Here is a 20,013-nt window from a genome sequence, read left to right on the forward strand (position 1 = left end):
CACATTGCGAGCCAGGCCTACGGCCGCAAAAACTAGACTGACTGGCGCTGGGCACATGATCTTGCCCAGGGAACATCAGACCATTAGCGATTTTCGAGAGACGGATGAACATCACCAACCTTGCCAAACGACTTTGCCTGCCCGTACTGCTGATGATCACGCCTGCCGCCTTCGCGGCTGAGCAGATGACGCCGGCGCCACCGCAACTGGCAGCCAAGTCCTACGTACTCATGGACGCGTCCAGCGGCAACGTGCTTGTCGAGAACAACGGTGACGAGCGACTGCCGCCAGCCAGCCTGACCAAGCTGATGACGGCCTACATCGCCACCCTGGACATCCGTCGCGGTCAGATCGGTGAAAACGACCCGGTTACCGTCAGCGAAAACGCCTGGCGTACCGGCGGTTCGCGCATGTTCATCAAGGTGGGCAGCCAGGTGACCGTCAGCGACCTGCTGCACGGCATCATCATCCAGTCCGGTAACGACGCCTCGGTCGCCCTGGCCGAGCACATCGCCGGCAGCGAAGACGCCTTTGCCGACATGATGAACAAAACCGCTGCCGACTTGGGTATGGCCAACAGCCACTTCATGAACCCGACCGGCCTGCCGCACCCGGACCATTACTCTTCCGCCCACGACATGGCTACCCTGGCGCGTGCGATCATCAACGTCGATCCGGCCCACTACGCCATCTACTCGCAGAAAGAATTCTTCTGGAACAACATCAAGCAGCCAAACCGCAACCTGCTGCTGTGGCGTGACAAGACCGTCGATGGCCTGAAGACCGGCCATACCGACGAAGCCGGCTACTGCATGGTGGCTTCGGCCGTTCGCGACGGCCAGCGCCTGATCGCCGTGGTGTTCGGCACCAACAGCGAGCAATCGCGTGCTGCCGAGACCCAGAAGCTGCTGACCTACGGTTTCCGCTTCTTCGAAACCCAGACCTTCTACCAGAAGGGCACCGAGCTGACCAAATCGCCTGTCTGGAAGGGCGCGACTGGTGAAGTGAAAGCCGGCCTGGCCAACGACCTGACCCTGACTATGCCTAAAGGCCAATTGAAGCGCCTGCAGGCTTCGATGACCATGAATCCGCAGCTCACAGCGCCAATCGCCAAAGGTGACGTGATCGGCAAAGTGGAAGTCAAACTGGACGATAAAGTGGTTCACAGTGCCGACCTGATCGCCCTCGACGGCGTCGAGGAAGGTGGTTTCTTCCGCCGTATGTGGGATAGCATCCGTCTATTCTTCTACGGGTTGTTCAACTGATACGTGACCTGCATGCCCCCGCGTATCCTGCGGGGGCGTTGTTGTTGCCACGGCTTACGAGGCCGTTTCCGCCATGAGCGAACCAGACGTCAAGTCGCACAAGATCGAATTCCCCTGCGACGATTACCCGATCAAGGTCATCGGTGACACCGTTGTCGGCTTCAAGGACACGGTCATCGAGATCCTGAGCAAGTACGCGAAGGTCGACCTTTCCACCCTGGCCGAGCGCCAGAGCAAGGAAGGCAAGTACACCACCGTGCAATTGCACATCGTTGCCGAAAGCGAGAACCAGCTGCACGATATCAACAGCGCCCTGCGCGCTACCGGCATCGTGAAAATGGTGCTCTGATGTCCGCCTGCCTCGGTTTTCGCGAGCTTGGCCTGCAGCCCTACGAACCGGTGCTGGAGGCCATGCGTCGCTTCACCGAGCAGCGCAGCCCGGATAGCCAGGATGAAGTCTGGCTGGTCGAGCACCCTGCGGTCTTCACCCAGGGCCAGGCCGGCAAGGCCGAGCACCTGCTGGTGCCGGGCGACATCCCTGTGGTGCAGACCGACCGTGGTGGCCAGGTGACCTACCATGGCCCCGGGCAGCTGGTGGCCTACCTGCTGCTGGATGTGCGTCGGCTGGGCTTTGGCGTGCGTGAGCTGGTCAGTCGTATCGAGCAGACCCTCATCGACCTGCTCGCCAGTTACGATGTCCAGGCAGCGGCCAAGCCCGATGCCCCGGGTGTCTATGTCGACGGAGCGAAAATCGCCTCCCTCGGCCTGCGAATCCGCAACGGCCGTTCGTTCCACGGCCTTGCCCTGAACGTGGACATGGACCTTGCGCCATTCCGCCGAATCAACCCCTGCGGCTATGCGGGGCTGGCGATGACCCAGCTGCGCGACCTGGCAGGTCCGATCGAACTCGACGAGGTCAGGACAAGGCTGCGCGGACAGCTGGTCAAGCACCTCGACTACGCTGAGCAGACGACCCTCACGGGCGGAATCGACTGAATATGACAACTGTGCAAGAAGCCGTGCCGAACCTGATACCTACCCAGGATGCCACCCCGCGCCCAGCGCCGAAGAAGGTGGAAGCTGGGGTCAAGCTGCGTGGTGCCGAAAAGGTGGCTCGCATCCCGGTGAAGATCATCCCCACCGAAGAGCTGCCGAAGAAGCCCGACTGGATCCGCGTGCGTATCCCGGTGTCGCCCGAGGTAGATCGTATCAAGCAGCTGCTGCGCAAGCACAAGCTGCACAGCGTATGCGAAGAGGCATCCTGCCCGAACCTGGGCGAGTGCTTCTCCGGTGGTACCGCCACCTTCATGATCATGGGTGACATCTGCACCCGTCGTTGCCCGTTCTGCGACGTTGGCCACGGTCGGCCGAAACCGCTGGACCTGGACGAGCCGAAGAACCTGGCCATTGCCATCGCCGATCTGCGCCTGAAGTATGTGGTGATCACCTCGGTGGACCGCGACGACCTGCGTGACGGTGGTGCCCAGCACTTTGCCGACTGCATCCGCGAAATTCGCGCGCTGTCGCCGGGCGTACAGCTGGAAACCCTGGTGCCTGACTACCGTGGGCGCATGGATATTGCCCTGGAGATCACCGCGCAAGAGCCGCCGGATGTGTTCAACCACAACCTCGAGACCGTACCGCGTCTGTACAAGGCCGCGCGTCCGGGTTCGGACTACGACTGGTCACTGGACCTGCTGCAGAAGTTCAAGCAGCTGGTGCCGCACGTACCGACCAAGTCGGGCCTGATGCTCGGCCTGGGCGAAACCGACGAGGAAGTGATCGAAGTGATGCACCGCATGCGCGAGCATGACATCGACATGCTTACCCTCGGCCAGTACCTTCAGCCGTCGCGCAGCCACCTGCCGGTGCAGCGTTTCGTCCACCCGGACACCTTCGCCTGGTTCGCCGAGGAAGGTTACAAGATGGGCTTCAAGAACGTTGCTTCCGGCCCGCTGGTACGTTCTTCGTACCACGCCGACCAGCAAGCTCACGAAGCCAAGATCAAGCTCTGAGCCAAGCACAGAGCCACGCATGCCGATGCACGCCGAAGGGCGGCATCGGCATTTTTGTTTGTGCCACACGCGCTGAAAGGAGCCGCGATGAATTGCGCCGAAACCTTCCAACCCAGCCTGCCCGCCGCGCTGCCGCGTGATGCCTGTTTTGCCATTGTCGCCCCGGCCGGCGCGGCGCGGCTGGATACGCACAAGGTCAACCAGTGGTTCGTTGACCGAGGCTACAGTTGCCGCATCTACCCGGGTGCCCTTCAGGCCCAGGGCTATCTGGCGGGGCCGGACCGGCAGCGGTTGCAGGACCTTCATGATGCTTTTGCCGACCCGGCCATCGACGCCATTCTGTGCATGCGTGGCGGGTACGGCAGCATGCGCCTGCTCGATCAGCTCGATTTCGAACTTATCCGGCGCAACCCCAAGCCGCTGATCGGTTACAGCGACATCACAGCGCTGCACGCGGCGATCTACCGGCATACCGGGCTGGTCACCTTCCATGGCGGGATGCTCAATGCCGACCTGCTGGGGGCCAAGTTGCCACCGACCGAGGCTTCGTTGCTGGCGCAGCTGGGTGGGCATGTGCGGGCAGGGGAGCAGATCGTGCACCCTGCTGAATTCGCCTTGAGCAGCGTGCTACATGGTGTGGCCAGCGGGCCGCTACTGGGCGGCAACCTGTCGATGCTGGGCGCGACCCTGGGGACGATTGCCGAGCTGGATACGCAGGGCTGCATCCTGTTCATCGAGGACGTCAACGAGCCGCTGTACCGGGTGGACCGCTTGCTGACCCAGCTGCGCCTGGCGGGCAAGCTGGAGGGGGTGAAGGGGGTGCTGGTGGGGGACTTTGCCGGGATTACCACTGTGGCGTTGACGCCCCTGCTGGAGGACATCTTCGCACCGCTGGGTGTGCCGGTACTGGCAGGGTGGCGCAGTGGGCATTGTGACCCGAATGTGTGCTTGCCGTTGGGGGCTCGGGTAATGCTGGATAGCTCTCGGCAGAGCTTGCTGCTGGAGCAGGATCTTTTCCAGGCTTGAGATTGTCGGGGCTGCTTTGCAGCCCATCGCGACACAAGGCCGCTCCTACAGGAGATCGCGGTACCCTATGGTTCGCGATCGCTTGTAGAAGCGGCCTTGTGTCGCGATGGGCCGCGCAGCGGCCCCAAGATTCTTACGGCTGACGCAGGCTCTCGAGCAGCTTGTGGGTCGGATACCCATCTGCCGGCCACCCCAGCCCCTGCTGGGCATTGCGGATCGCCTTGCGGGTATTGGCGCCAATGATGCCATCGGCATTGCCTGCATCGTGCCCGTTGCGGTTCAGCAGGTTCTGCAGTTCCATGCGCTCGCTGCGGCTGAGCGGCAGGTCTTCTTTCGGCCAGCTGCCAGCAATGAAGCCCCAGCCCGTGAAGCGATCACCCAACAGGCTTACTGCCAGCGCGTAGGACGACGAGTTGTTGTACTTGAGGATGGCTCGGAAGTTGTCCAGCACCAGGAACGCCGGACCACGCGCGCCCGCTGGCAGCAGCAGGGCGGCAGACAGCTGGTTGCTGCCCGCCGGCAACTGGGTACCGGCAGGCAGTTTCACGCCCATTGCCAGCCACTCGCTCACGGGCTTGCGCAGGGCGCCATCGGCCTGCCAGTAATCAAAGCCAGGTGGCACCTGGACCTCGAAGCCCCACGGCTGACCACGTTTCCAGCCCGAGCTCTGCAGATAGTGCGCTGTCGAGGCCAGGGCGTCTGCCGTGCTGTTCCAGATGTCGCGGCGGCCATCGCCGTCGAAGTCCACGGCATGGGTGTTGTAGGTGGTCGGGATGAACTGGGTCTGGCCCATCGCGCCGGCCCAGGAGCCACGCATGGCCTCAGGCTGGATATCGCCATGCTGGATGATCTGCAGCGCGGCGATCAACTGGTCCTGGGCGAACTGTGGGCGGCGGCCCTCATAGGCCAAGGTAGCCAGTGAGCGGATCACCGACTTGTTGCCCTGGAACTGGCCGAAGTTGCTTTCCATGCCCCATACCGCGACCAGCACCTGGCGATCGACGCCATAGCGTTGCTCGATGCGGGTCAGCAGTTCGGCGTTCTGCTCCAGCAGCTTCTTGCCGTTGCGCACGCGCAGGGGGGAAAGAGCGCCTTCGAGGTATTCCCATACCGGGCGGGTGAACTCTGGCTGGCTGCGATCGGCCTTGATCACATCCATGTCGGGGGTGACGCCGAGAAAGGCGCGGTCGAACGTGTCCTGCGAAATGCCGGCTTGCAGGGCCTGCTGGCGAAAGCCCGCTTGCCATTGCGCGAAGGTTTGCAGAGGCTGGATTTCAGTGCTGGTATCGAGCGTCGTGCCGGGCAGGGTTACCACCGGGGCGGGCTGGGCGGGGGCCAGCGGCAGGTCGTCGGCGGCGGTGGGCTTTTCTGCGCAGGCCACGAGCAGGATGAAACTGGAGGCCGCGATCAGCTGACGGGTTTTCCAGCGGGGGAGAAGACTGAGGAGCATTCACAGATCCAGAATTGCAGGTCAGATGACGACCATACCATGCCTGCGCTTTCGATGCTTTCATGCAGCCAAAAAGTAGGAAGCCTCCCAATCTCTCGATTGGAAGGCTTCGCGGCGGTAGCTGCCTTTGCCCTTGTTCGGCCGCTCCTGGCGGCAGCGGAACAGCGGTTGGGCGATGATCGACTTGGCCTTGTTGGGGCCGTGCTTTTTCGGCTTTTTGCTCATGGTGAGGTTCCCGGGTTGGGTGGCTTTCGCGGCGCACTGTAGGGTTTGGGGCTGGGTGGGGCCAATTGATTGTGTATATGGCCGAATACCTGGGTCCATGGATGTACCCTTGTAGGAGCAACCTGGACAGTCTGGTGGACGGTTTACTCGGGAGGGAGTGTCAGGCGCTGGCCGGCCATCAGCAGCGACAAGCGCGCCAGGCCAGTCCACGGCGAGCCCTCGGCCTGGCCCTTGATCTGTGCATCGATACGCTGGGCATCTTGCAGCAACTGCGCCCAGCGCTGCGCCGACAGGCGCTGCAGGGCCTTGCTGACCAGTGGCCGGCGTTTGTCCCAGACTGGCGGGCGGGCCTGGCTGAAGGCCTTGTCCAGAGGTACGCCCTGGCTGAACTGCTGGGCCAGCCCCGCCAGCTGGCGCAGCTCACGGGCCAGGGCCCAGAGAATCACTGGTGGCTCCACGCCTTCACCGCGCAAGCCTTCGAGCATGCGCAAGGCATGCGCGGCTTCGCCATTGAGAATGGCATCGACCAGGCCGAAGACATCGAAGCGGGCGCTGTCGGCGACGGCGGCCTGTACGGTCTCCACGGTGATCTGGTTGCCTTCGGCGAGCAGCTTGAGCTTTTCGATTTCCTGCGCTGCAGCCAGCAGGTTACCTTCCACGCGTGCAGCGATCAGGTCGACGGCGTCACGTTGTGCCGAAAGGCCGGCCTGCTGCAGGCGCTGGTTGATCCACTGCGGCAGTTGATGCACATCCACCGGCCAGATCTGGATGAACTGGCAGTGGGCGCCTTCGATCAGCGCCTTGCCCCACTTGGTCTTCTGCGCGCTGCCGTCGAGCTTGGGCAGGCTGACCAGCAGCAGGGTGTCTTCGGCGGGGTTGGCGCAGTACTCCATCAGCGCAGCAGCGCCCTTGTCACCGGGCTTGCCCGAGGGCAGGCGCAATTCCAGCAGGCGGCGCTGGGCGAACAGGGACAGGCTGGCGCCAGCCTGGAGCAGGGTGCCCCAGTCGAAGTTGGCGTCGGCACTGAATACCTGGCGTTCGTCAAAGCCCTGCTGGCGCGCGGCGTTGCGGATGGCGTCGGCGGCTTCCTGGCACAGCAGCGGGTCGTCGCCGCTGACCACGTAGACCGGTGCCAGTGCGCCTTGCAGATGCTTGTTGAGTTGGGCGGGGGCGAGCTTCATGGGAAACAGGCGGGGCACCCGAAGGTACCCCGCTCGGGCTTAGTTGCCCGGTACTTCCAGTGGCGACTGCTGAGGCGTTTCGGCCTGCTGGCGGCGAGCGGCCTCCAGCGCAGCGGCTTCGGCCTTGGCGCGCTCGTCGGCCTGACGCTGCAGCTCGTCCAGCTGGGACGGGGTCAGCATCTGCAGGCGAACGACCATGGCGTTGACCAGGTCGCGACGCATTTCTTCGCGGGCGCGGTTGGCTTCCTGCTCGGAGCCGGTGATGTTCGAGCCGTCACGCAAGTAGATCTTGCGCACCTCCAGCTTGTCGCTCATCAGTTCCAGGTTGTTCAGGCCCTGGATGCTGTAGTTCAGCACGGTGGTCAGTTCGTATTCGGCGGTACGGTTGCCGCTGTTGTAGGTCGCCGAGCGCTCGCGCTCCTGCTCGTTGGTCAGCACCAGGCGGTACGGTGCGCCAGCGTGCACGTTGACACCGCTACGTTGCAGCACTTCACGCAGCTGGACCACGGTCGGGCCGTAGGCGTTGCGTGCGCTGACGTCCATTTCCTTTACGCTCAGCTCGGTGGAGCCGGTGCCGCGCAGCTGGAAACCGCAGGCGCTGAGCATGACCGCCAGGCCAATTACCAGCAAATTGCGTTTGATCATGTTGTTGCTCCCTTGTGGGCCTGTTCGCCCGCCCGCAGTGGCTGCGGGCGGGCGTTGCCATCAGTTGGCGACGATGTTGACCAGCTTGCCCGGTACCACGATGACCTTGCGGATGGTCAGGCCATCGATGAAGCGCAGGACGTTCTCGTTGCTGCGCGCGGCGGCTTCGATTTCTTCGCGGCTGGCGGCGGCCGGCATTTCGACCTGGCCACGCAGCTTACCGTTTACCTGCACCACCAGGGTGACGGTGTCCTGTACCAGGGCTGCCTCGTCGACGGCTGGCCAGCTGGCGTCGATGACTGCCTGCTGGTGGCCCAGCTGTTGCCACAGCTCGTGAGAGATGTGCGGGGTGATCGGTGCCAGCAGCAGGGTGACGGCCTCGAGGCCTTCCTGCAGCAGGGCGCGGTCCTGCTCAGTAGCCTGCGGGGCCTTTTCCAGCACGTTCATGACGGTCATCACCTGGGCGATGGCGGTGTTGAACTTGTGGAACTGGCCAACATCGGTGCTGGCCTGCTTGATGGCGGCGTGGATGGCGCGGCGGATGACCTTCTGCGCGTCGTCCAGGGCGGCGACATCCAGCTTGCCCGGCAGGCCTTGGGCCACGTGGGCCTGGGCCAGGCGCCAGACGCGGCGCAGGAAGCGGCTGGCACCCTCGACGCCGGAGTCGGACCATTCCAGGCTCATGTCGGGCGGCGAGGCGAACATCATGAACAGGCGGCAGGTGTCGGCGCCGTACTGGTCGATCATCGATTGCGGGTCGACGCCGTTGTTCTTCGACTTCGACATCTTCTCGGTGCCACCGATTTCCACTGGCAGGCCGTCGGTCTTCAGGCGGGCGCCAATGATCTTGGCCTTGGCATCGCGCTCGACTTCGACATCGGCCGGGTTGAACCAGTCCTTGCCGCCGTTGCTGGCAACACGGTAGTAGGTTTCGGCGACCACCATGCCCTGGGTCAGCAGGTTCTTGAACGGCTCGTTCGATGTGACCAGGCCTTCGTCACGCATCAGCTTGTGGAAGAAGCGCGCGTACAGCAGGTGCAGGATGGCGTGCTCGATACCGCCGATGTACTGGTCTACCGGCAGCCAGTGGTTGGCCGCTTTCGGGTCGACCATGCCACCTTCATAGTTCGGCGAGGCGTAGCGGGCGAAGTACCAGGACGATTCGACGAAGGTGTCCATGGTGTCGGTTTCGCGCTTGGCCGCGGTGCCGCATTTCGGGCAGGTGCACTCGTAGAATTCAGGCATGCGCGCCAGTGGCGAACCGGCGCCATCCGGCACCACGTTCTCCGGCAGGGTGACCGGCAGCTGGTCTTCCGGCACCGGTACGTCGCCGCAGGACGGGCAGTGGATGATAGGGATCGGGCAGCCCCAGTAGCGCTGGCGGCTGATACCCCAGTCACGCAGGCGGAACTGGGTACGCGATTTGCCCAGCTCCTTGCGGATCAGGGCGGCTTCGATGGCGTCGAAGGCACCGGCGAAGTCCAGGCCGTCGAACTCGCCGGAGTTGATCAGCTGGCCGTGCTCGCCATAGGCGGCCAGCCACTCGCTGCCGACTTGGTCGCCAGCGCTGGTGCGCACCACGGCCTTGACCGGCAGGTTGTACTTGTGGGCGAACTCGAAGTCACGCTCGTCGTGGGCCGGTACGGCCATGACGGCGCCATCGCCGTAGTGCATCAGCACGTAGTTGGCGATCCATACCGGCAGCTTCTCGCCGGTCAGCGGGTGCTCGACCAGCAGGGAAGTGGCCATGCCTTTCTTCTCCTGGGTGGCCATGTCGGCTTCGGCAACGCTGCCGCTCTTGCACTCGTCGATGAACGCCTGCAGCGCCGGATTGCCCTGGGCGGCCTGGGTGGCCAGCGGGTGTTCGGCGGCGACGGCGACGTAGGTGGCGCCCATCAGCGTGTCGGGGCGGGTGGTGAAGACCTTGAGGGTGCCTTCGTGGCCGATGCTGGCCAGGTCGTACGGGAACTGCACTTCCATGCCGCGCGACTTGCCGATCCAGTTGCGCTGCATGGTCTTGACCTGCTCAGGCCAGCCCGGCAGCTCGTCGAGGCTTTCCAGCAGCTCGTCGGCGTAGTCGGTGATGCGGAAGTAGTACATCGGGATTTCGCGCTTCTCGATCAGCGCGCCCGAACGCCAGCCACGACCGTCGATGACCTGCTCGTTGGCCAGTACGGTCTGGTCCGCCGGGTCCCAGTTCACGGTACCGTTCTTGCGGTAGATGATGCCTTTTTCGAACAGGCGGGTGAACAGCCACTGCTCCCAACGGTAGTAGTCGGGCTTGCAGGTGGTGACTTCACGTGCCCAGTCGATGGCCAGGCCCAGGCTCTTGAGCTGGGTCTTCATGTAGTCGATGTTTTCGTACGTCCACTTGGCCGGGGCGACGTTGTTCTTCATCGCCGCGTTTTCCGCAGGCATGCCGAAAGCGTCCCAGCCCATCGGCTGCAGGACGTTCTTGCCCAGCATGCGCTGGTAGCGGGCAATCACGTCACCGATGGTGTAGTTGCGCACGTGGCCCATGTGTAGCTTGCCGCTCGGGTACGGGAACATCGACAGGCAGTAGTAGGTGTCCTTGCCTGGCTGTTCGGTAACAGCGAACGATTGTTGCTCGTCCCAGAACTTCTGGGCGGCGGCTTCGATATCACGGGGCGTGTATTGTTCGTGCATGGCTACTTTTTGCTGAGAGGGAAGAGACCTTGTTCCAGGCAGCGGAACCTCGCTGCGTCCGGCACTCCGGTGTCATTTAGAGTGAACGCCGTAGCATACAGCAGCGCCGCGCATCGTGGGAAACCTTCGTTGCGAATGCCCGCTGGTCGCGGCACACGGCTGCTTTTTGCAACGACGCTAAGCTCAGGTGTGGGGGGAGATATTCTTATCTTCAATGAGGTGAACGGATGGGAGAGACGCAGCTACCCGCAATCAGACCGGAGCTATACGAACGCCTGATCGACCGGCTTGGCCTGGCGCTGGAAGTGGCCAGGACATCGGTGCGATTGCGCGACGAAATGCCAGCCGAGCTGGAGTTGCGCGGCCTGAGCCACGCAGAGTTCGAACTGATCAAGGCCTACCTGGATTCCCTCCCGGAGCGCCACAATGCCTGTGTCGGCAGTTACCCACAAGCGGAGCCGACATCGGCCAAGATCATCTGGCTCAAGGACAAGAAACGCCCCGCCAGCACGGCGAGATCCAGGACGCTGCCACACCGCTAGCCGTTCAGGACGCCAGGCGCAGGCTATCGCGCGCCGGTTCTTCAAAAATTGCACAACTCATGATCGGCGCCGGCCGCACCCTTGTTGACCGGCGTCGATCCTTCTAGGCTGCACGCCTGCCAAGGAGGTGTGGCCAATGCCGATCCGATACTTCATCAAACAATGGCTGATGCCGCCAGGCGTCCTGTTCCTGCTGCTGCTTGTGGCCTGGTGGCTGCATCGCCGCCGGCCCAGGCTGGCAGCGCTGTGCTTTGCCGTGGGCCTTGGTGGCCTGTGGCTGATGAGCCTGCCGCTGGTGGTGCAGGAAACCGCCCGTGCACTGGAGACGGAAGCGCCGCTGGCGGTAGGCGATTGGGCCGGCCTGGCAAGCCGGGCGGATGCCATCGTGGTGCTGGGTGCGGGGCGTGAACGGGGTGACCCGGCCTGGGGGGGTAGCGACCAGCCCACGGCCACGGCGCTGGAGCGCATGCGCTTTGCCGCGCGACTGGCCAAGGCTTCGGGCTTGCCGGTGCTGACCAGCGGCGGGTTGCACTATGGCACGCCGCCGAGCGAGGCGCAGTTGATGGCTGATCGCCTGCGTGAAGATTTCGGCGTCGAGGTGAAATGGCGGGAGGAGGGGAGCCGCACGACCTGGGAGAATGCCCGGCTGACGGCCAAGGTGTTGCAGCCGTTGGGGATTCGCCGGGTGGTCGTGGTAACCCAGGCGTGGCACATGCAGCGCTCGCGCTGGAGTTTCGAGCAGGCGGGGTTCGAGGTGGTGCCGGCGCCGGTCGGGTTCCTCGGGCGCGATCATGCGCGGCCGTTCGGCGGGTTGCTGCCGGAGAGCCGGGCGATGTGGCAGAGCGGGCAGTTGCTCAATGAAGTCGCGGGGTTGGTGGGGTACCGGGTGTTTTATTGAGCCTTGTGTTGCCTGTGCCGGCCTCTTCACGGGTGACCCCGCGAAGAGGCCGCTACAGGAAAACTCAAACGGTCTTGGCAATGCGCCCGGCCAGCAACGCCCAAACCAGCAGCAATGCGCAGACAATCGCCAGCGGCCACGATCGCCATTGCAGGTACGGCGTCAGTTGCTGCATCGGCACCACTTCACCATACAGCACCGCCTGCTGGAACTGCGGCACCTGAGTGGTAATACGGCCAAACGGGTCGATCAGCGCAGTCACGCCGTTGTTGGTGGCGCGGATCATCCAGCGGCCAGCTTCCAGCGCACGCATCTGCGCCATCTGCAGGTGCTGCAACGGGCCGATCGAGGTGCCGAACCAGGTGTCGTTGCTGATGGTCAGCAGCAGGTCGCTGCGGGCCGCCAGGCCTGCGGCGAATTCGGGGTAGACCACTTCGTAGCAGATGTAAGGCGCAATCTGGTAGCCCTTGGCCTGCAGCAGCGGCTGGTCTTCCGGCCCGCGGGCGAAGTCCGACATGGGCAGGTTGAAGAACTCGATCAGGCCGCGCAGCATGTCCTGCAGCGGCACATACTCGCCAAACGGCACCAGCTTCTGCTTGAGGTAGGTGCCATCGCCTTCACCGGTGACAGTGATGCCGTTGTAGTAGCGGCGCTGGTGATGCACCACTTCACGCACCGGCACACCGGTGATCAGCGCCGAATGCCGTTCGGCGGCGAACCGGCCCATCACGTCGATATAGCCTTGGGCCTGGTCCTTGAGCACCGGCACCGCGGTTTCCGGCCACACCAGCAGGTCCACCGGCCTGGAGCTGAAGCTCAGGTCACGGTACAGCGCCAGTTGCGCGTCGATGTGTGCCGGGTCCCATTTCAGGTCCTGCTCGACATTGCCCTGGATGGCCGCCACTTTCAGCGGGTCGCCCGCCGGCTTGGTCCAGGCGTGGCCCTTTAGCGCCAGGCCCAGCACCCACGGGGCCAGCAACAGCAGGCAGCCCACCGCCAGGAACGAGGGGCGGCCGCGCAGGCGGTGCAGGTTGCACAGCAGGGCAGCGGTCAGGGCCAGGGCGAAGGAAATCAGCCACACGCCGCCCAGCGGTGCCAGGCCGGCCAGCGGGCCGTCCAGCTGGCTGTAGCCGGCGTAGAGCCAGGGGAAACCGGTCAGGAACCAGCCGCGGAAGGCCTCTTGCAGCAGCCACAGGGCGGCGAAGCACAGGGCGTCGGCCAGCGGTGCTTCGGTGCGCCGCAACCAGCGTGCCCAAAGCCAGGTGGGCAGGGCGAAGAACCAGGCCAGGGCGGCGAAGAACGCTAGCAGCAGCAGGATGGCCAGCAGCGGCGAGGCGCCGCCGTAGGTGTTCATGCTGACGTAGATCCACCAGGTGCCGGCACCGTACAGGCCGAAGCCGAACCACCAGCCACGCCACATGGCCTGGCGCGGGCTGAGCTCGCGCAGGCCAAGGTAGAGCAGGGCGATGGACAACACGGCCAGTGGCCAGATGTCGAATGGCGCCAGGGCCAGGAGGGTGGAGGCACCGGCCGCCAGGGCCAGCAGGTTACCGGGCCAGCCGGGGCGGGTGATCCAACGCATGTTTGTCCTTAACGGGTGATCGGTGTCAGGCGCAGCAAGTGTATCCGCCGGCTGTCGGCATTGAGAATACGGAACTTGTAAGGGCCGATCTCGGTGGTTTCGTTGCGCTTGGGCAGGTGACCGAAGGCACTCATCACCAGGCCGCCGACCGTGTCGAACTCGTCATCGGAGAATTCGCTGTCGAAGAACTCGTTGAAGTTCTCGATCGGGGTAAGCGCCTTGACCAGGAAGTCACCGCTGGGCAGCGGCTTGATGTAGCTGTCTTCCTCGACGTCGTGCTCGTCCTCGATGTCGCCGACAATCTGCTCCAGCACGTCCTCGATGGTGACCAGGCCGGCCACGCCACCGTACTCGTCGATGACGACGGCCATGTGGTTATGGTTGGCGCGGAACTCGCGCAGCAGCACGTTCAGGCGCTTGGACTCGGGCACGAAAGTGGCTGGGCGCAGCAGGTCCTTGATGTTGAAGCTGTCGCCGTTCTCCTTGAGGATCAGCGGCAGCAGGTCCTTGGCGAGCAGGATCCCGAGCACATCATCGTGGCTTTCGCCGATCACCGGGTAGCGCGAGTGCGCGGCGTCGATCACCGCTGGCAGAAACTCGCGCGGCGACTGGCTGGCCTTGATGCTGATCATCTGCGAACGCGGCACCATGATGTCGCGAACCTGCAGGTCGGCCACCTGGATGGCGCCTTCAACGATGGTCAGCGCCTCGCTGTCCAGCAGTTTGTTCTGATGGGCTTCGCGCAGCAGTTCAAGGAGTTGCTGGCGGTTTTTCGGCTCATGGGCAAAAGCCTGGGTCAGTTTACCCAGCCAGGACTTCTGCCCGTTGCTCGATCGATCTTCGCTCATGGCGGTTCTCGTGATCCTTCGTGTATCAGTGTGTGATGGTGTCGGTTTCATCGTCGGCGTACGGGTCGGGATGACCCAGTTCTGCCAGCAATTCCCGTTCCAGGCCTTCCATTTCCTCGGCTTCCTCATCTTCGATGTGGTCATAGCCGAGCAGGTGCAGGCAACCGTGGATGACCAGGTGCGCCCAGTGCGCTTCCAGCGACTTGCCCTGTTCGGCGGCTTCGCGCTCGACCACCGGCACGCAGATCACCAGGTCGCCCAGCAGCGGGATATCGAGCAGGTCGTCGGGGACATCGGCCGGGAACGACAGCACATTGGTCGCGTAGTCCTTGTGCCGATAGTTGTGGTTCAGCTCGCGGCCTTCGGTTTCGTCGACCAGGCGAATGGTCATTTCCGAATCGGCGCTACGCTGGCGCAGGGCCAGTTCGCACCAGCGGCGAAAGGCGGTGTCATCCGGGGCGGCAGCATCCGTGGCCCGTTGAATATCGAGTTCAAGCATCTTTGCCTGGCGCCTCGGGCTTGGCCTGGCGGGCATCGAAGCGGTCGTAGGCCTCGACAATGCGCTGCACCAGTGGGTGACGAACCACATCTTTGGGTTGGAAGTGGGTGAAACTGATCCCCGGAACGTCCTTCAACACCTCGATGACGTGCGCCAGGCCCGACTTGGTGCCACGGGGCAGGTCGACCTGGGTGATGTCACCGGTGATGACCGCGGTGGAGCCGAAGCCGATACGGGTGAGGAACATCTTCATCTGTTCCAGTGTGGTGTTCTGGCTCTCGTCGAGGATGATGAAGCTGTTGTTCAGGGTGCGGCCACGCATGTAGGCCAGCGGGGCGATCTCGATTACCTGACGCTCGATCAGCTTGGCCACGTGTTCGAAGCCGAGCATTTCGTACAGGGCGTCGTACAGCGGGCGCAGGTACGGGTCGATCTTCTGGGCCAGGTCGCCGGGCAGGAAGCCGAGCTTTTCGCCCGCCTCTACCGCCGGGCGCACCAGCAGGATGCGGCGCACCTGTTCGCGTTCCAGCGCGTCCACGGCGCAGGCCACGGCCAGGTAGGTCTTGCCGGTACCGGCCGGGCCGATGCCGAAGTTGATGTCGTTGGCCAGGATTTCCTTGACGTAGCGTTGCTGGTTGACCCCGCGCGGGCGGATGTTGCCCTTGCGCGTGCGCAGCGACACGCTGACCTCGTTGACGGCCGGGTTGTCGATGTTCTCGACGGTCGATTCCTGCAGGTACAGGTGCACGGTTTCCGGGGACAGGTCGCTGGCCTTGGTCTCGCGGTAGAGACGGCGCAGCAGCTGTTCGGCAGCGGAGGTGGTCTTGGGTTCGCCGATCAGTTCGAACTGATTGCCGCGGTTGCGGATCTCGATGGCCAGGCGCTGTTCGATCAGGCGCAGGTGCTCGTCGAACTGGCCGCACAAGTTGGCGAAACGGTGGGCCTCGAAAGGTTCGAGGATGAAACGATGGGGTTGTATGGGTGCGTTCAAGGTCGTTTTTAGCCGCTCGACGGCAATGGATGTGAACTCAAGAATAACCCTTGAATGCCAGTGGCGAAAGCACTGAAACGTTCAACGGTATGTATGGCCTGCTCCGGCCCTATCGCCGGCAAGCCGGGCTCCCACAGATATTGCACAGGCCTGAAGCTGGCGCAGTACCTGTGAGAGCTGGCTTGCCGGCGATGAGGCCGGGACAGGCAACACAGATCAGCAAACCTGTCTGCTATGATGCCCGCCTTTTCTTACGCATGTGTTATCCCGACGAACATGAGCAAACGCGAACCTGCCATCTATAAAGTGATCTTCCTCAACCAGGGGCAGGTCTTCGAGATGTATGCCAAGCAGATCTACCAGAGCGACCTGTGGGGGTTCCTGGAAATCGAGGAGTTCGTGTTCGGCGAGCGTTCGCAGCTGGTGGTGGACCCGAGCGAGGAGAAGCTCAAAAGCCAGTTCGATGGGGTGATCCGCAGCTTCGTGCCGATGCACTCGATCGTGCGCATCGACGAGGTGGAGCGACTGGGCACAGCTAAGATCAGCGAAGCCAAGGGCGGCGGCAACGTGATGCCGTTCCCCATGCCGATGCCGGAAAAGTAACCCTCAGGGGAGTGGCGAGAACGGCGTTCGCCCTTCGGCGTTCTGCAGTTCGAGCAGGTACTTGCGGAAGATCTGGCCGAGCACCTGGGTGGCATGCTCCAGCTCGTCGCGGGGCATTTGCTCGGTCACTTCGTCGGCCATGTCCAGCGCATCCTCGGCGCCGTTGACCGCGGCCATCTTCAGCAGGATGTAGGCCTGCACATTGTTGGCCTTGACCCCTTCACCACGGAAGAACATGGCGCCCAGGCGGTACTGGGCCTCGGCGTGGCCTTGCAGCGAGGCCTTTTCGAACCAGTTCAAGGCTTTGCCCAGATTTTTCGGCGTTTGCGTGTAGTAGTAATCGCCCAGTTCGAATTGCGCCTGGGCATCCCCCGCCGTTGCCGTCTGCTCACAAGCCTTGAGGGCGTTTGCCAAGTCTTCAGGCTGGACATTCAAGGTGCAGCGGCCCGTCGCCGGAATCAGCAACGAGTTACCGCCCTCCGCCAGGGCCAGCAGGGGCTGAAGAAGCAACAGGCAGCCCAGGGTCAGGGCGCGGCCGGTGCGGTTCATGGGGATCGACTTACCTCTGCAAAGCTGCGGCCAATGTCTCTGGTGGCACATTATGGGATAAGCAGCGCCAACCTTACAAAGTTTTACTCGAATTTCTGCTTGGTTGGGGAAGTCAGCTGATTGTGCAAGGGTATTTGTTGCCTGTACCGGCCTCTGTGGGAGCGGCCTTGTGTCGCGAAAGGGCTGCGAAGCAGCCCCAGCAATCTGTGCATCACTGCTGAAATCCTGGGGCCGCTTTGCGGCCCTTTCGCGACACAAGGCCGCTCCCACAAAAGCGCGGTGCAGCGTGTTATTTCAGGGCTGCAAAAGCCTTCTCAGCCGCATCCAGGGTGATCTGCAGCTCCTTGTCGCCGTGGGCGATGGAGGTGAAGCCGGCCTCGAACGCGCTCGGCGCCAGGTACACGCCACCATCGAGCATCAGGTGGAAGAAGCGCTTGAAGCGCTCGGCATCGCTGGCCATCACGTCTTCGAAGGTGACGATGTCGTCGGCACCGCTGAAGTACAGGCCGAACATGGCACCGGCCTGGGTGGTGACGAACGGCACGCCAGCGGCATCGGCGCGCTGTTGCAGGCCGTCGAGCATGCGGCTGGTGTAGTCGGTCAGTTCGGCGTGGAAGCCCGGGCGGCTGATCAGCTTAAGGGTGGTCAGGCCGGCGGCCATGGCCAGCGGGTTACCCGACAGGGTACCGGCCTGGTAGACCGGGCCGAGCGGGGCGATGCAGCCCATGATTTCACGCTTGCCGCCGAAGCAGCCGACCGGCATGCCGCCACCGACGATCTTGCCGAAGGTCGACAGGTCCGGCTTGATGCCGTAATGGCCCTGGGCGCCGCCGAGCGAAACGCGGAAACCGGTCATCACTTCGTCGAAGATCAACACCACGCCGTGCTTGTCGCACTGCTCGCGCAGGCCTTCGAGGAAGCCTGGCGCCGGCGGTACGCAGTTCATGTTGCCGGCGACCGGTTCGACGATGATGCAGGCAACGGTCTGGCCGACTTCGGCCAGGGTTTTCTCGACGGCGACGATGTCGTTGAACGGCAGGGTCAGGGTGTGCTTGGCGAAGTCCGCCGGCACGCCCGCCGAACTTGGCACGCCCTGGGTCAGCAGACCGGAGCCGGCTTTAACCAGCAGGCTGTCGGAGTGGCCGTGGTAGCAGCCTTCGAACTTGATGATGGCGTCACGGCCGGTGTAGCCACGGGCCAGGCGGATGGCGCTCATGGTGGCTTCGGTACCCGAGCTGACCATGCGCACCATCTCCATGGACGGCACCAGCGAGCAGACCAGGTCGGCCATCTCGGTTTCCATGGCGGTCGGGGCGCCATAGGACAGGCCGTGCTCCAGCTGCCTGCGTACCGAGTCCAGTACCTCTGGGTGGCCGTGGCCGAGGATCATCGGGCCCCAGGAGCCGACGTAGTCGACGTAGCGCTTGTCATCCTCGTCAACGACGTAGGCGCCTTCGGCATGCTTGAAGAACAGCGGCGTGCCGCCAACGCTCTTGAAAGCGCGGACCGGCGAGTTGACGCCACCGGGAATGTGCTTCTGGGCTTGGGCGAACAGGGCTTCGGAACGGGACATGGGGGTTCTCTCGAATCAGGATGCGAACAAGGCGTTGAAGGCGCGGGCGCGGCGGGTGACTTCCTGCGCGCTGTCGGCACCGAACAGGCCGTGGATCACCGCCAGCAGGTCGGCGCCATGGGCGACCAGCGGGGCGGCGTTGTCGAGGGTAATGCCGCCGATCACCGCGATCGGCAGTTTCACCTGGGCGTGGGCCTGCTCCAGCAGTTCGATGTTGGCAGCGGGGGCACCCGGCTTGGTGACGGAATTGAAGAAGCGGCCAAAGGCCACGTAGCTGGCGCCTTCGTTGGCAGCCTGGGTGGCCAGTTCGAGGCTGGCGTGGCAGGTGGAGCCGATGATCGCCTGGCGGCCGAGCAGGGCGCGGGCCGGGGTCAGCGGGCCGTCGGTCTGGCCCAGGTGCACGCCGACGCCCAGGCGCGCGGCCAGTTCGGCGTCGTCGTTGATGAGCAGCTGGGTGCCGTAGCGCTCGCAGAGCTTCAGCAGCCCTTCGGCTTCACGCAGGCGGCGCGCCGCGTCGTCACTTTTGTCGCGGTACTGCAGCAGGCACACGCCGCCTTCCAGTGCCGCCTCGACATGGGACAGAAAACGGCCAGCGAGCAGCTGGCTGTCGGTGATGGCGTACAGACCGCGTAGCTTCATTGGAGGCCTCGTGTCAGGAGCAGAAATCCAGCGGCAGGCGGCGTGGCACGAATTGGCCCTTGCCCAGTTGTTCGGCGTCACGCAGGGTACGCCAGGTGTAGTCCAGGGCGCTGCGGACGGCGCTTTCCAGCTGCTCGCCGAGGGCCAGGCGGCCGGCCAGGGCGCTGGCCAGGGTGCAGCCCGAGCCGTGGTAGCTGCCCGGCAGGCGCTGGCAGGTCCAGGTGTGGCGCTGGCCGTCGCGGCTGTACAGGCGGTTGTGAATTTCGTCTTCATCGCCGTGACCGCCGGTAATCAGCAGGTGTCTACAGAACGGCAACAGTTTCTCGGCACACTCGTCGGCGGTGCCTTCGGGCAGTTCGGCAAGTATGCGGGCTTCGGGCAGGTTCGGCGTGGCGATGGTCGCCAGCGGCAGCAGGCGTTCGCGCAGGGCGTAGCCCACTTCGTCCTTGCCCAGGCGGCCACCACCACCGGCACGCAGCACCGGGTCGCAGACCAGCGGCAGGTGCGGGTGGGCGGCCAGCAGTTCGGCGACAGTGTCGACCATTTCGATCGAACCGAGCATGCCCAGCTTGACGGCGGCCACCGTAGAGTCGGCCAGCACGGCGTTGGCCTGGGCCAGCACCCACTCGCGGTCGAGCACGCGGAAGTCGGAAACGTTGACGGTATCCTGCACGGTCAGGGCGGTCACCGCGGGTGCGGCGTGACAGCCTTGGGCGATCAGGGCTTCGATATCTGCCTGCAGGCCGGCGCCGCCACTGGGGTCGTGGCCGGATAGACAGAGGACAACGGGGCGGGAGCTGTAGGTATTCATGGTC

The 20,013-nt window shown here is 63.9% G+C and carries 21 protein-coding genes; 8 read left to right on the forward strand and 13 right to left on the reverse strand.

The features are described 5' to 3' along the window. Nucleotides 1–104 precede the first annotated feature (104 nt). From ACK1U9_RS05575 to ACK1U9_RS05595, 5 genes are all read left to right on the forward strand, one after another. Nucleotides 105–1,265 carry a D-alanyl-D-alanine carboxypeptidase family protein gene (locus ACK1U9_RS05575; protein ID WP_046613224.1) on the forward strand — a complete coding sequence of 387 codons (1,161 nt, stop codon included), beginning with the start codon at nucleotides 105–107 and terminating at the stop codon, nucleotides 1,263–1,265. 73 nt (nucleotides 1,266–1,338) lie between these two features. Continuing rightward, on the forward strand, nucleotides 1,339–1,614 hold the full coding sequence (locus ACK1U9_RS05580) for a DUF493 domain-containing protein (RefSeq protein ID WP_043211184.1): 276 nt from the start codon (nucleotides 1,339–1,341) through the stop codon (nucleotides 1,612–1,614). Next, the gene (lipB, locus tag ACK1U9_RS05585; protein WP_013974352.1) at nucleotides 1,614–2,261 is read left to right on the forward strand and encodes a lipoyl(octanoyl) transferase LipB; all 648 of its coding nucleotides are present in this window, start codon (nucleotides 1,614–1,616) and stop codon (nucleotides 2,259–2,261) included. Before ACK1U9_RS05580 ends, lipB begins: the two co-directional genes overlap by 1 nt. Nucleotides 2,262–2,263: 2 nt before the next feature. Next, on the forward strand, nucleotides 2,264–3,280 hold the full coding sequence (gene lipA / locus ACK1U9_RS05590) for a lipoyl synthase (protein ID WP_003257574.1): 1,017 nt from the start codon (nucleotides 2,264–2,266) through the stop codon (nucleotides 3,278–3,280). An 87-nt stretch (nucleotides 3,281–3,367) separates the two neighbouring features. After that, complete coding sequence (locus ACK1U9_RS05595) at nucleotides 3,368–4,306, forward strand: S66 peptidase family protein (RefSeq protein WP_046613222.1); 939 nt, start codon at nucleotides 3,368–3,370, stop codon at nucleotides 4,304–4,306. Nucleotides 4,307–4,439: 133 nt separating this feature from the next. On the opposite strand, the gene ACK1U9_RS05600 is transcribed toward ACK1U9_RS05595, so the two are convergent. From ACK1U9_RS05600 to leuS, 5 genes are all read right to left on the reverse strand, one after another. Next, nucleotides 4,440–5,756, reverse strand: a complete 1,317-nt coding sequence (locus tag ACK1U9_RS05600) for a lytic murein transglycosylase (protein WP_449109750.1) — start codon at nucleotides 5,754–5,756, stop codon at nucleotides 4,440–4,442. A 60-nt stretch (nucleotides 5,757–5,816) separates the two neighbouring features. Continuing rightward, a complete protein-coding gene (gene arfA / locus ACK1U9_RS05605; RefSeq protein ID WP_025340762.1) occupies nucleotides 5,817–5,981 on the reverse strand; it encodes an alternative ribosome rescue factor ArfA in 165 nt (54 codons plus the stop codon). 143 nt (nucleotides 5,982–6,124) lie between these two features. Beyond that, nucleotides 6,125–7,162, reverse strand: coding sequence for a DNA polymerase III subunit delta (holA, locus tag ACK1U9_RS05610; RefSeq protein WP_039613557.1), 1,038 nt, complete (start codon nucleotides 7,160–7,162; stop codon nucleotides 6,125–6,127). Between the two features lie 39 nt (nucleotides 7,163–7,201). Then, nucleotides 7,202–7,807, reverse strand: a complete 606-nt coding sequence (locus tag ACK1U9_RS05615; RefSeq protein WP_003257580.1) for an LPS-assembly lipoprotein LptE — start codon at nucleotides 7,805–7,807, stop codon at nucleotides 7,202–7,204. A gap of 60 nt (nucleotides 7,808–7,867) precedes the next feature. Next, nucleotides 7,868–10,474 (reverse strand): leucine--tRNA ligase, encoded by a 2,607-nt coding sequence (gene leuS, locus ACK1U9_RS05620; RefSeq protein ID WP_108480705.1) that lies wholly within the window; start codon nucleotides 10,472–10,474, stop codon nucleotides 7,868–7,870. Between the two features lie 227 nt (nucleotides 10,475–10,701). Here leuS and ACK1U9_RS05625 point away from each other — a divergent pair, with 227 nt between their 5' ends. After that, nucleotides 10,702–11,016, forward strand: a complete 315-nt coding sequence (locus ACK1U9_RS05625) for a hypothetical protein (RefSeq protein WP_003257582.1) — start codon at nucleotides 10,702–10,704, stop codon at nucleotides 11,014–11,016. 136 nt (nucleotides 11,017–11,152) lie between these two features. Further along, on the forward strand, nucleotides 11,153–11,914 hold the full coding sequence (locus ACK1U9_RS05630; protein WP_046613217.1) for a YdcF family protein: 762 nt from the start codon (nucleotides 11,153–11,155) through the stop codon (nucleotides 11,912–11,914). A 64-nt stretch (nucleotides 11,915–11,978) separates the two neighbouring features. On the opposite strand, the gene lnt is transcribed toward ACK1U9_RS05630, so the two are convergent. Genes lnt through ACK1U9_RS05650 form a run of 4 tightly spaced genes read right to left on the reverse strand, consistent with a single transcriptional unit; the run spans nucleotide 11,979 to nucleotide 15,834 of the window. Further along, complete coding sequence (lnt, locus tag ACK1U9_RS05635; protein WP_046613216.1) at nucleotides 11,979–13,496, reverse strand: apolipoprotein N-acyltransferase; 1,518 nt, start codon at nucleotides 13,494–13,496, stop codon at nucleotides 11,979–11,981. 8 nt (nucleotides 13,497–13,504) lie between these two features. Then, nucleotides 13,505–14,344: an HlyC/CorC family transporter gene (locus ACK1U9_RS05640; RefSeq protein ID WP_046613214.1), complete on the reverse strand. Its 840-nt coding sequence runs from the start codon at nucleotides 14,342–14,344 to the stop codon at nucleotides 13,505–13,507. Nucleotides 14,345–14,369: 25 nt separating this feature from the next. After that, entirely contained in the window at nucleotides 14,370–14,843 is a 474-nt protein-coding gene (gene ybeY, locus ACK1U9_RS05645) for an rRNA maturation RNase YbeY (RefSeq protein WP_085599647.1), read from the reverse strand. Next, nucleotides 14,836–15,834, reverse strand: a complete 999-nt coding sequence (locus ACK1U9_RS05650; RefSeq protein WP_013974342.1) for a PhoH family protein — start codon at nucleotides 15,832–15,834, stop codon at nucleotides 14,836–14,838. Before ACK1U9_RS05650 ends, ybeY begins: the two co-directional genes overlap by 8 nt. A 276-nt stretch (nucleotides 15,835–16,110) precedes the next feature. Between ACK1U9_RS05650 and ACK1U9_RS05655 the strand changes: the two genes are divergently transcribed. Beyond that, complete coding sequence (locus ACK1U9_RS05655; RefSeq protein ID WP_013974341.1) at nucleotides 16,111–16,437, forward strand: DUF1820 family protein; 327 nt, start codon at nucleotides 16,111–16,113, stop codon at nucleotides 16,435–16,437. A 3-nt stretch (nucleotides 16,438–16,440) separates the two neighbouring features. On the opposite strand, the gene ACK1U9_RS05660 is transcribed toward ACK1U9_RS05655, so the two are convergent. From ACK1U9_RS05660 to ACK1U9_RS05675, 4 genes are all read right to left on the reverse strand, one after another. Next, entirely contained in the window at nucleotides 16,441–16,986 is a 546-nt protein-coding gene (locus ACK1U9_RS05660; RefSeq protein ID WP_046613212.1) for a tetratricopeptide repeat protein, read from the reverse strand. Nucleotides 16,987–17,275: 289 nt separating this feature from the next. Then, nucleotides 17,276–18,559: a glutamate-1-semialdehyde 2,1-aminomutase gene (hemL, locus tag ACK1U9_RS05665; protein ID WP_108480708.1), complete on the reverse strand. Its 1,284-nt coding sequence runs from the start codon at nucleotides 18,557–18,559 to the stop codon at nucleotides 17,276–17,278. Nucleotides 18,560–18,574: 15 nt separating this feature from the next. After that, entirely contained in the window at nucleotides 18,575–19,198 is a 624-nt protein-coding gene (thiE, locus tag ACK1U9_RS05670; protein WP_153671471.1) for a thiamine phosphate synthase, read from the reverse strand. A gap of 13 nt (nucleotides 19,199–19,211) precedes the next feature. Next, complete coding sequence (locus ACK1U9_RS05675; RefSeq protein ID WP_046613210.1) at nucleotides 19,212–20,009, reverse strand: hydroxymethylpyrimidine/phosphomethylpyrimidine kinase; 798 nt, start codon at nucleotides 20,007–20,009, stop codon at nucleotides 19,212–19,214. Nucleotides 20,010–20,013: the final 4 nt, after the last annotated feature.

This window comes from Pseudomonas sp. XP1 (assembly GCF_053557675.1).

Coding starts and splice junctions, on each gene's coding strand:
- ACK1U9_RS05575 (WP_046613224.1), top strand. CDS start 105: ATGAACATCACCAACCTTGCCAAACGACTTTGCCTGCCCGTACTGCTG.
- ACK1U9_RS05580 (WP_043211184.1), top strand. CDS start 1,339: ATGAGCGAACCAGACGTCAAGTCGCACAAGATCGAATTCCCCTGCGAC.
- lipB (WP_013974352.1), top strand. CDS start 1,614: ATGTCCGCCTGCCTCGGTTTTCGCGAGCTTGGCCTGCAGCCCTACGAA.
- lipA (WP_003257574.1), top strand. CDS start 2,264: ATGACAACTGTGCAAGAAGCCGTGCCGAACCTGATACCTACCCAGGAT.
- ACK1U9_RS05595 (WP_046613222.1), top strand. CDS start 3,368: ATGAATTGCGCCGAAACCTTCCAACCCAGCCTGCCCGCCGCGCTGCCG.
- ACK1U9_RS05600 (WP_449109750.1), bottom strand. CDS start 5,756: ATGCTCCTCAGTCTTCTCCCCCGCTGGAAAACCCGTCAGCTGATCGCG.
- arfA (WP_025340762.1), bottom strand. CDS start 5,981: ATGAGCAAAAAGCCGAAAAAGCACGGCCCCAACAAGGCCAAGTCGATC.
- holA (WP_039613557.1), bottom strand. CDS start 7,162: ATGAAGCTCGCCCCCGCCCAACTCAACAAGCATCTGCAAGGCGCACTG.
- ACK1U9_RS05615 (WP_003257580.1), bottom strand. CDS start 7,807: ATGATCAAACGCAATTTGCTGGTAATTGGCCTGGCGGTCATGCTCAGC.
- leuS (WP_108480705.1), bottom strand. CDS start 10,474: ATGCACGAACAATACACGCCCCGTGATATCGAAGCCGCCGCCCAGAAG.
- ACK1U9_RS05625 (WP_003257582.1), top strand. CDS start 10,702: ATGGGAGAGACGCAGCTACCCGCAATCAGACCGGAGCTATACGAACGC.
- ACK1U9_RS05630 (WP_046613217.1), top strand. CDS start 11,153: ATGCCGATCCGATACTTCATCAAACAATGGCTGATGCCGCCAGGCGTC.
- lnt (WP_046613216.1), bottom strand. CDS start 13,496: ATGCGTTGGATCACCCGCCCCGGCTGGCCCGGTAACCTGCTGGCCCTG.
- ACK1U9_RS05640 (WP_046613214.1), bottom strand. CDS start 14,344: ATGAGCGAAGATCGATCGAGCAACGGGCAGAAGTCCTGGCTGGGTAAA.
- ybeY (WP_085599647.1), bottom strand. CDS start 14,843: ATGCTTGAACTCGATATTCAACGGGCCACGGATGCTGCCGCCCCGGAT.
- ACK1U9_RS05655 (WP_013974341.1), top strand. CDS start 16,111: ATGAGCAAACGCGAACCTGCCATCTATAAAGTGATCTTCCTCAACCAG.
- ACK1U9_RS05660 (WP_046613212.1), bottom strand. CDS start 16,986: ATGAACCGCACCGGCCGCGCCCTGACCCTGGGCTGCCTGTTGCTTCTT.
- hemL (WP_108480708.1), bottom strand. CDS start 18,559: ATGTCCCGTTCCGAAGCCCTGTTCGCCCAAGCCCAGAAGCACATTCCC.
- thiE (WP_153671471.1), bottom strand. CDS start 19,198: ATGAAGCTACGCGGTCTGTACGCCATCACCGACAGCCAGCTGCTCGCT.
- ACK1U9_RS05675 (WP_046613210.1), bottom strand. CDS start 20,009: ATGAATACCTACAGCTCCCGCCCCGTTGTCCTCTGTCTATCCGGCCAC.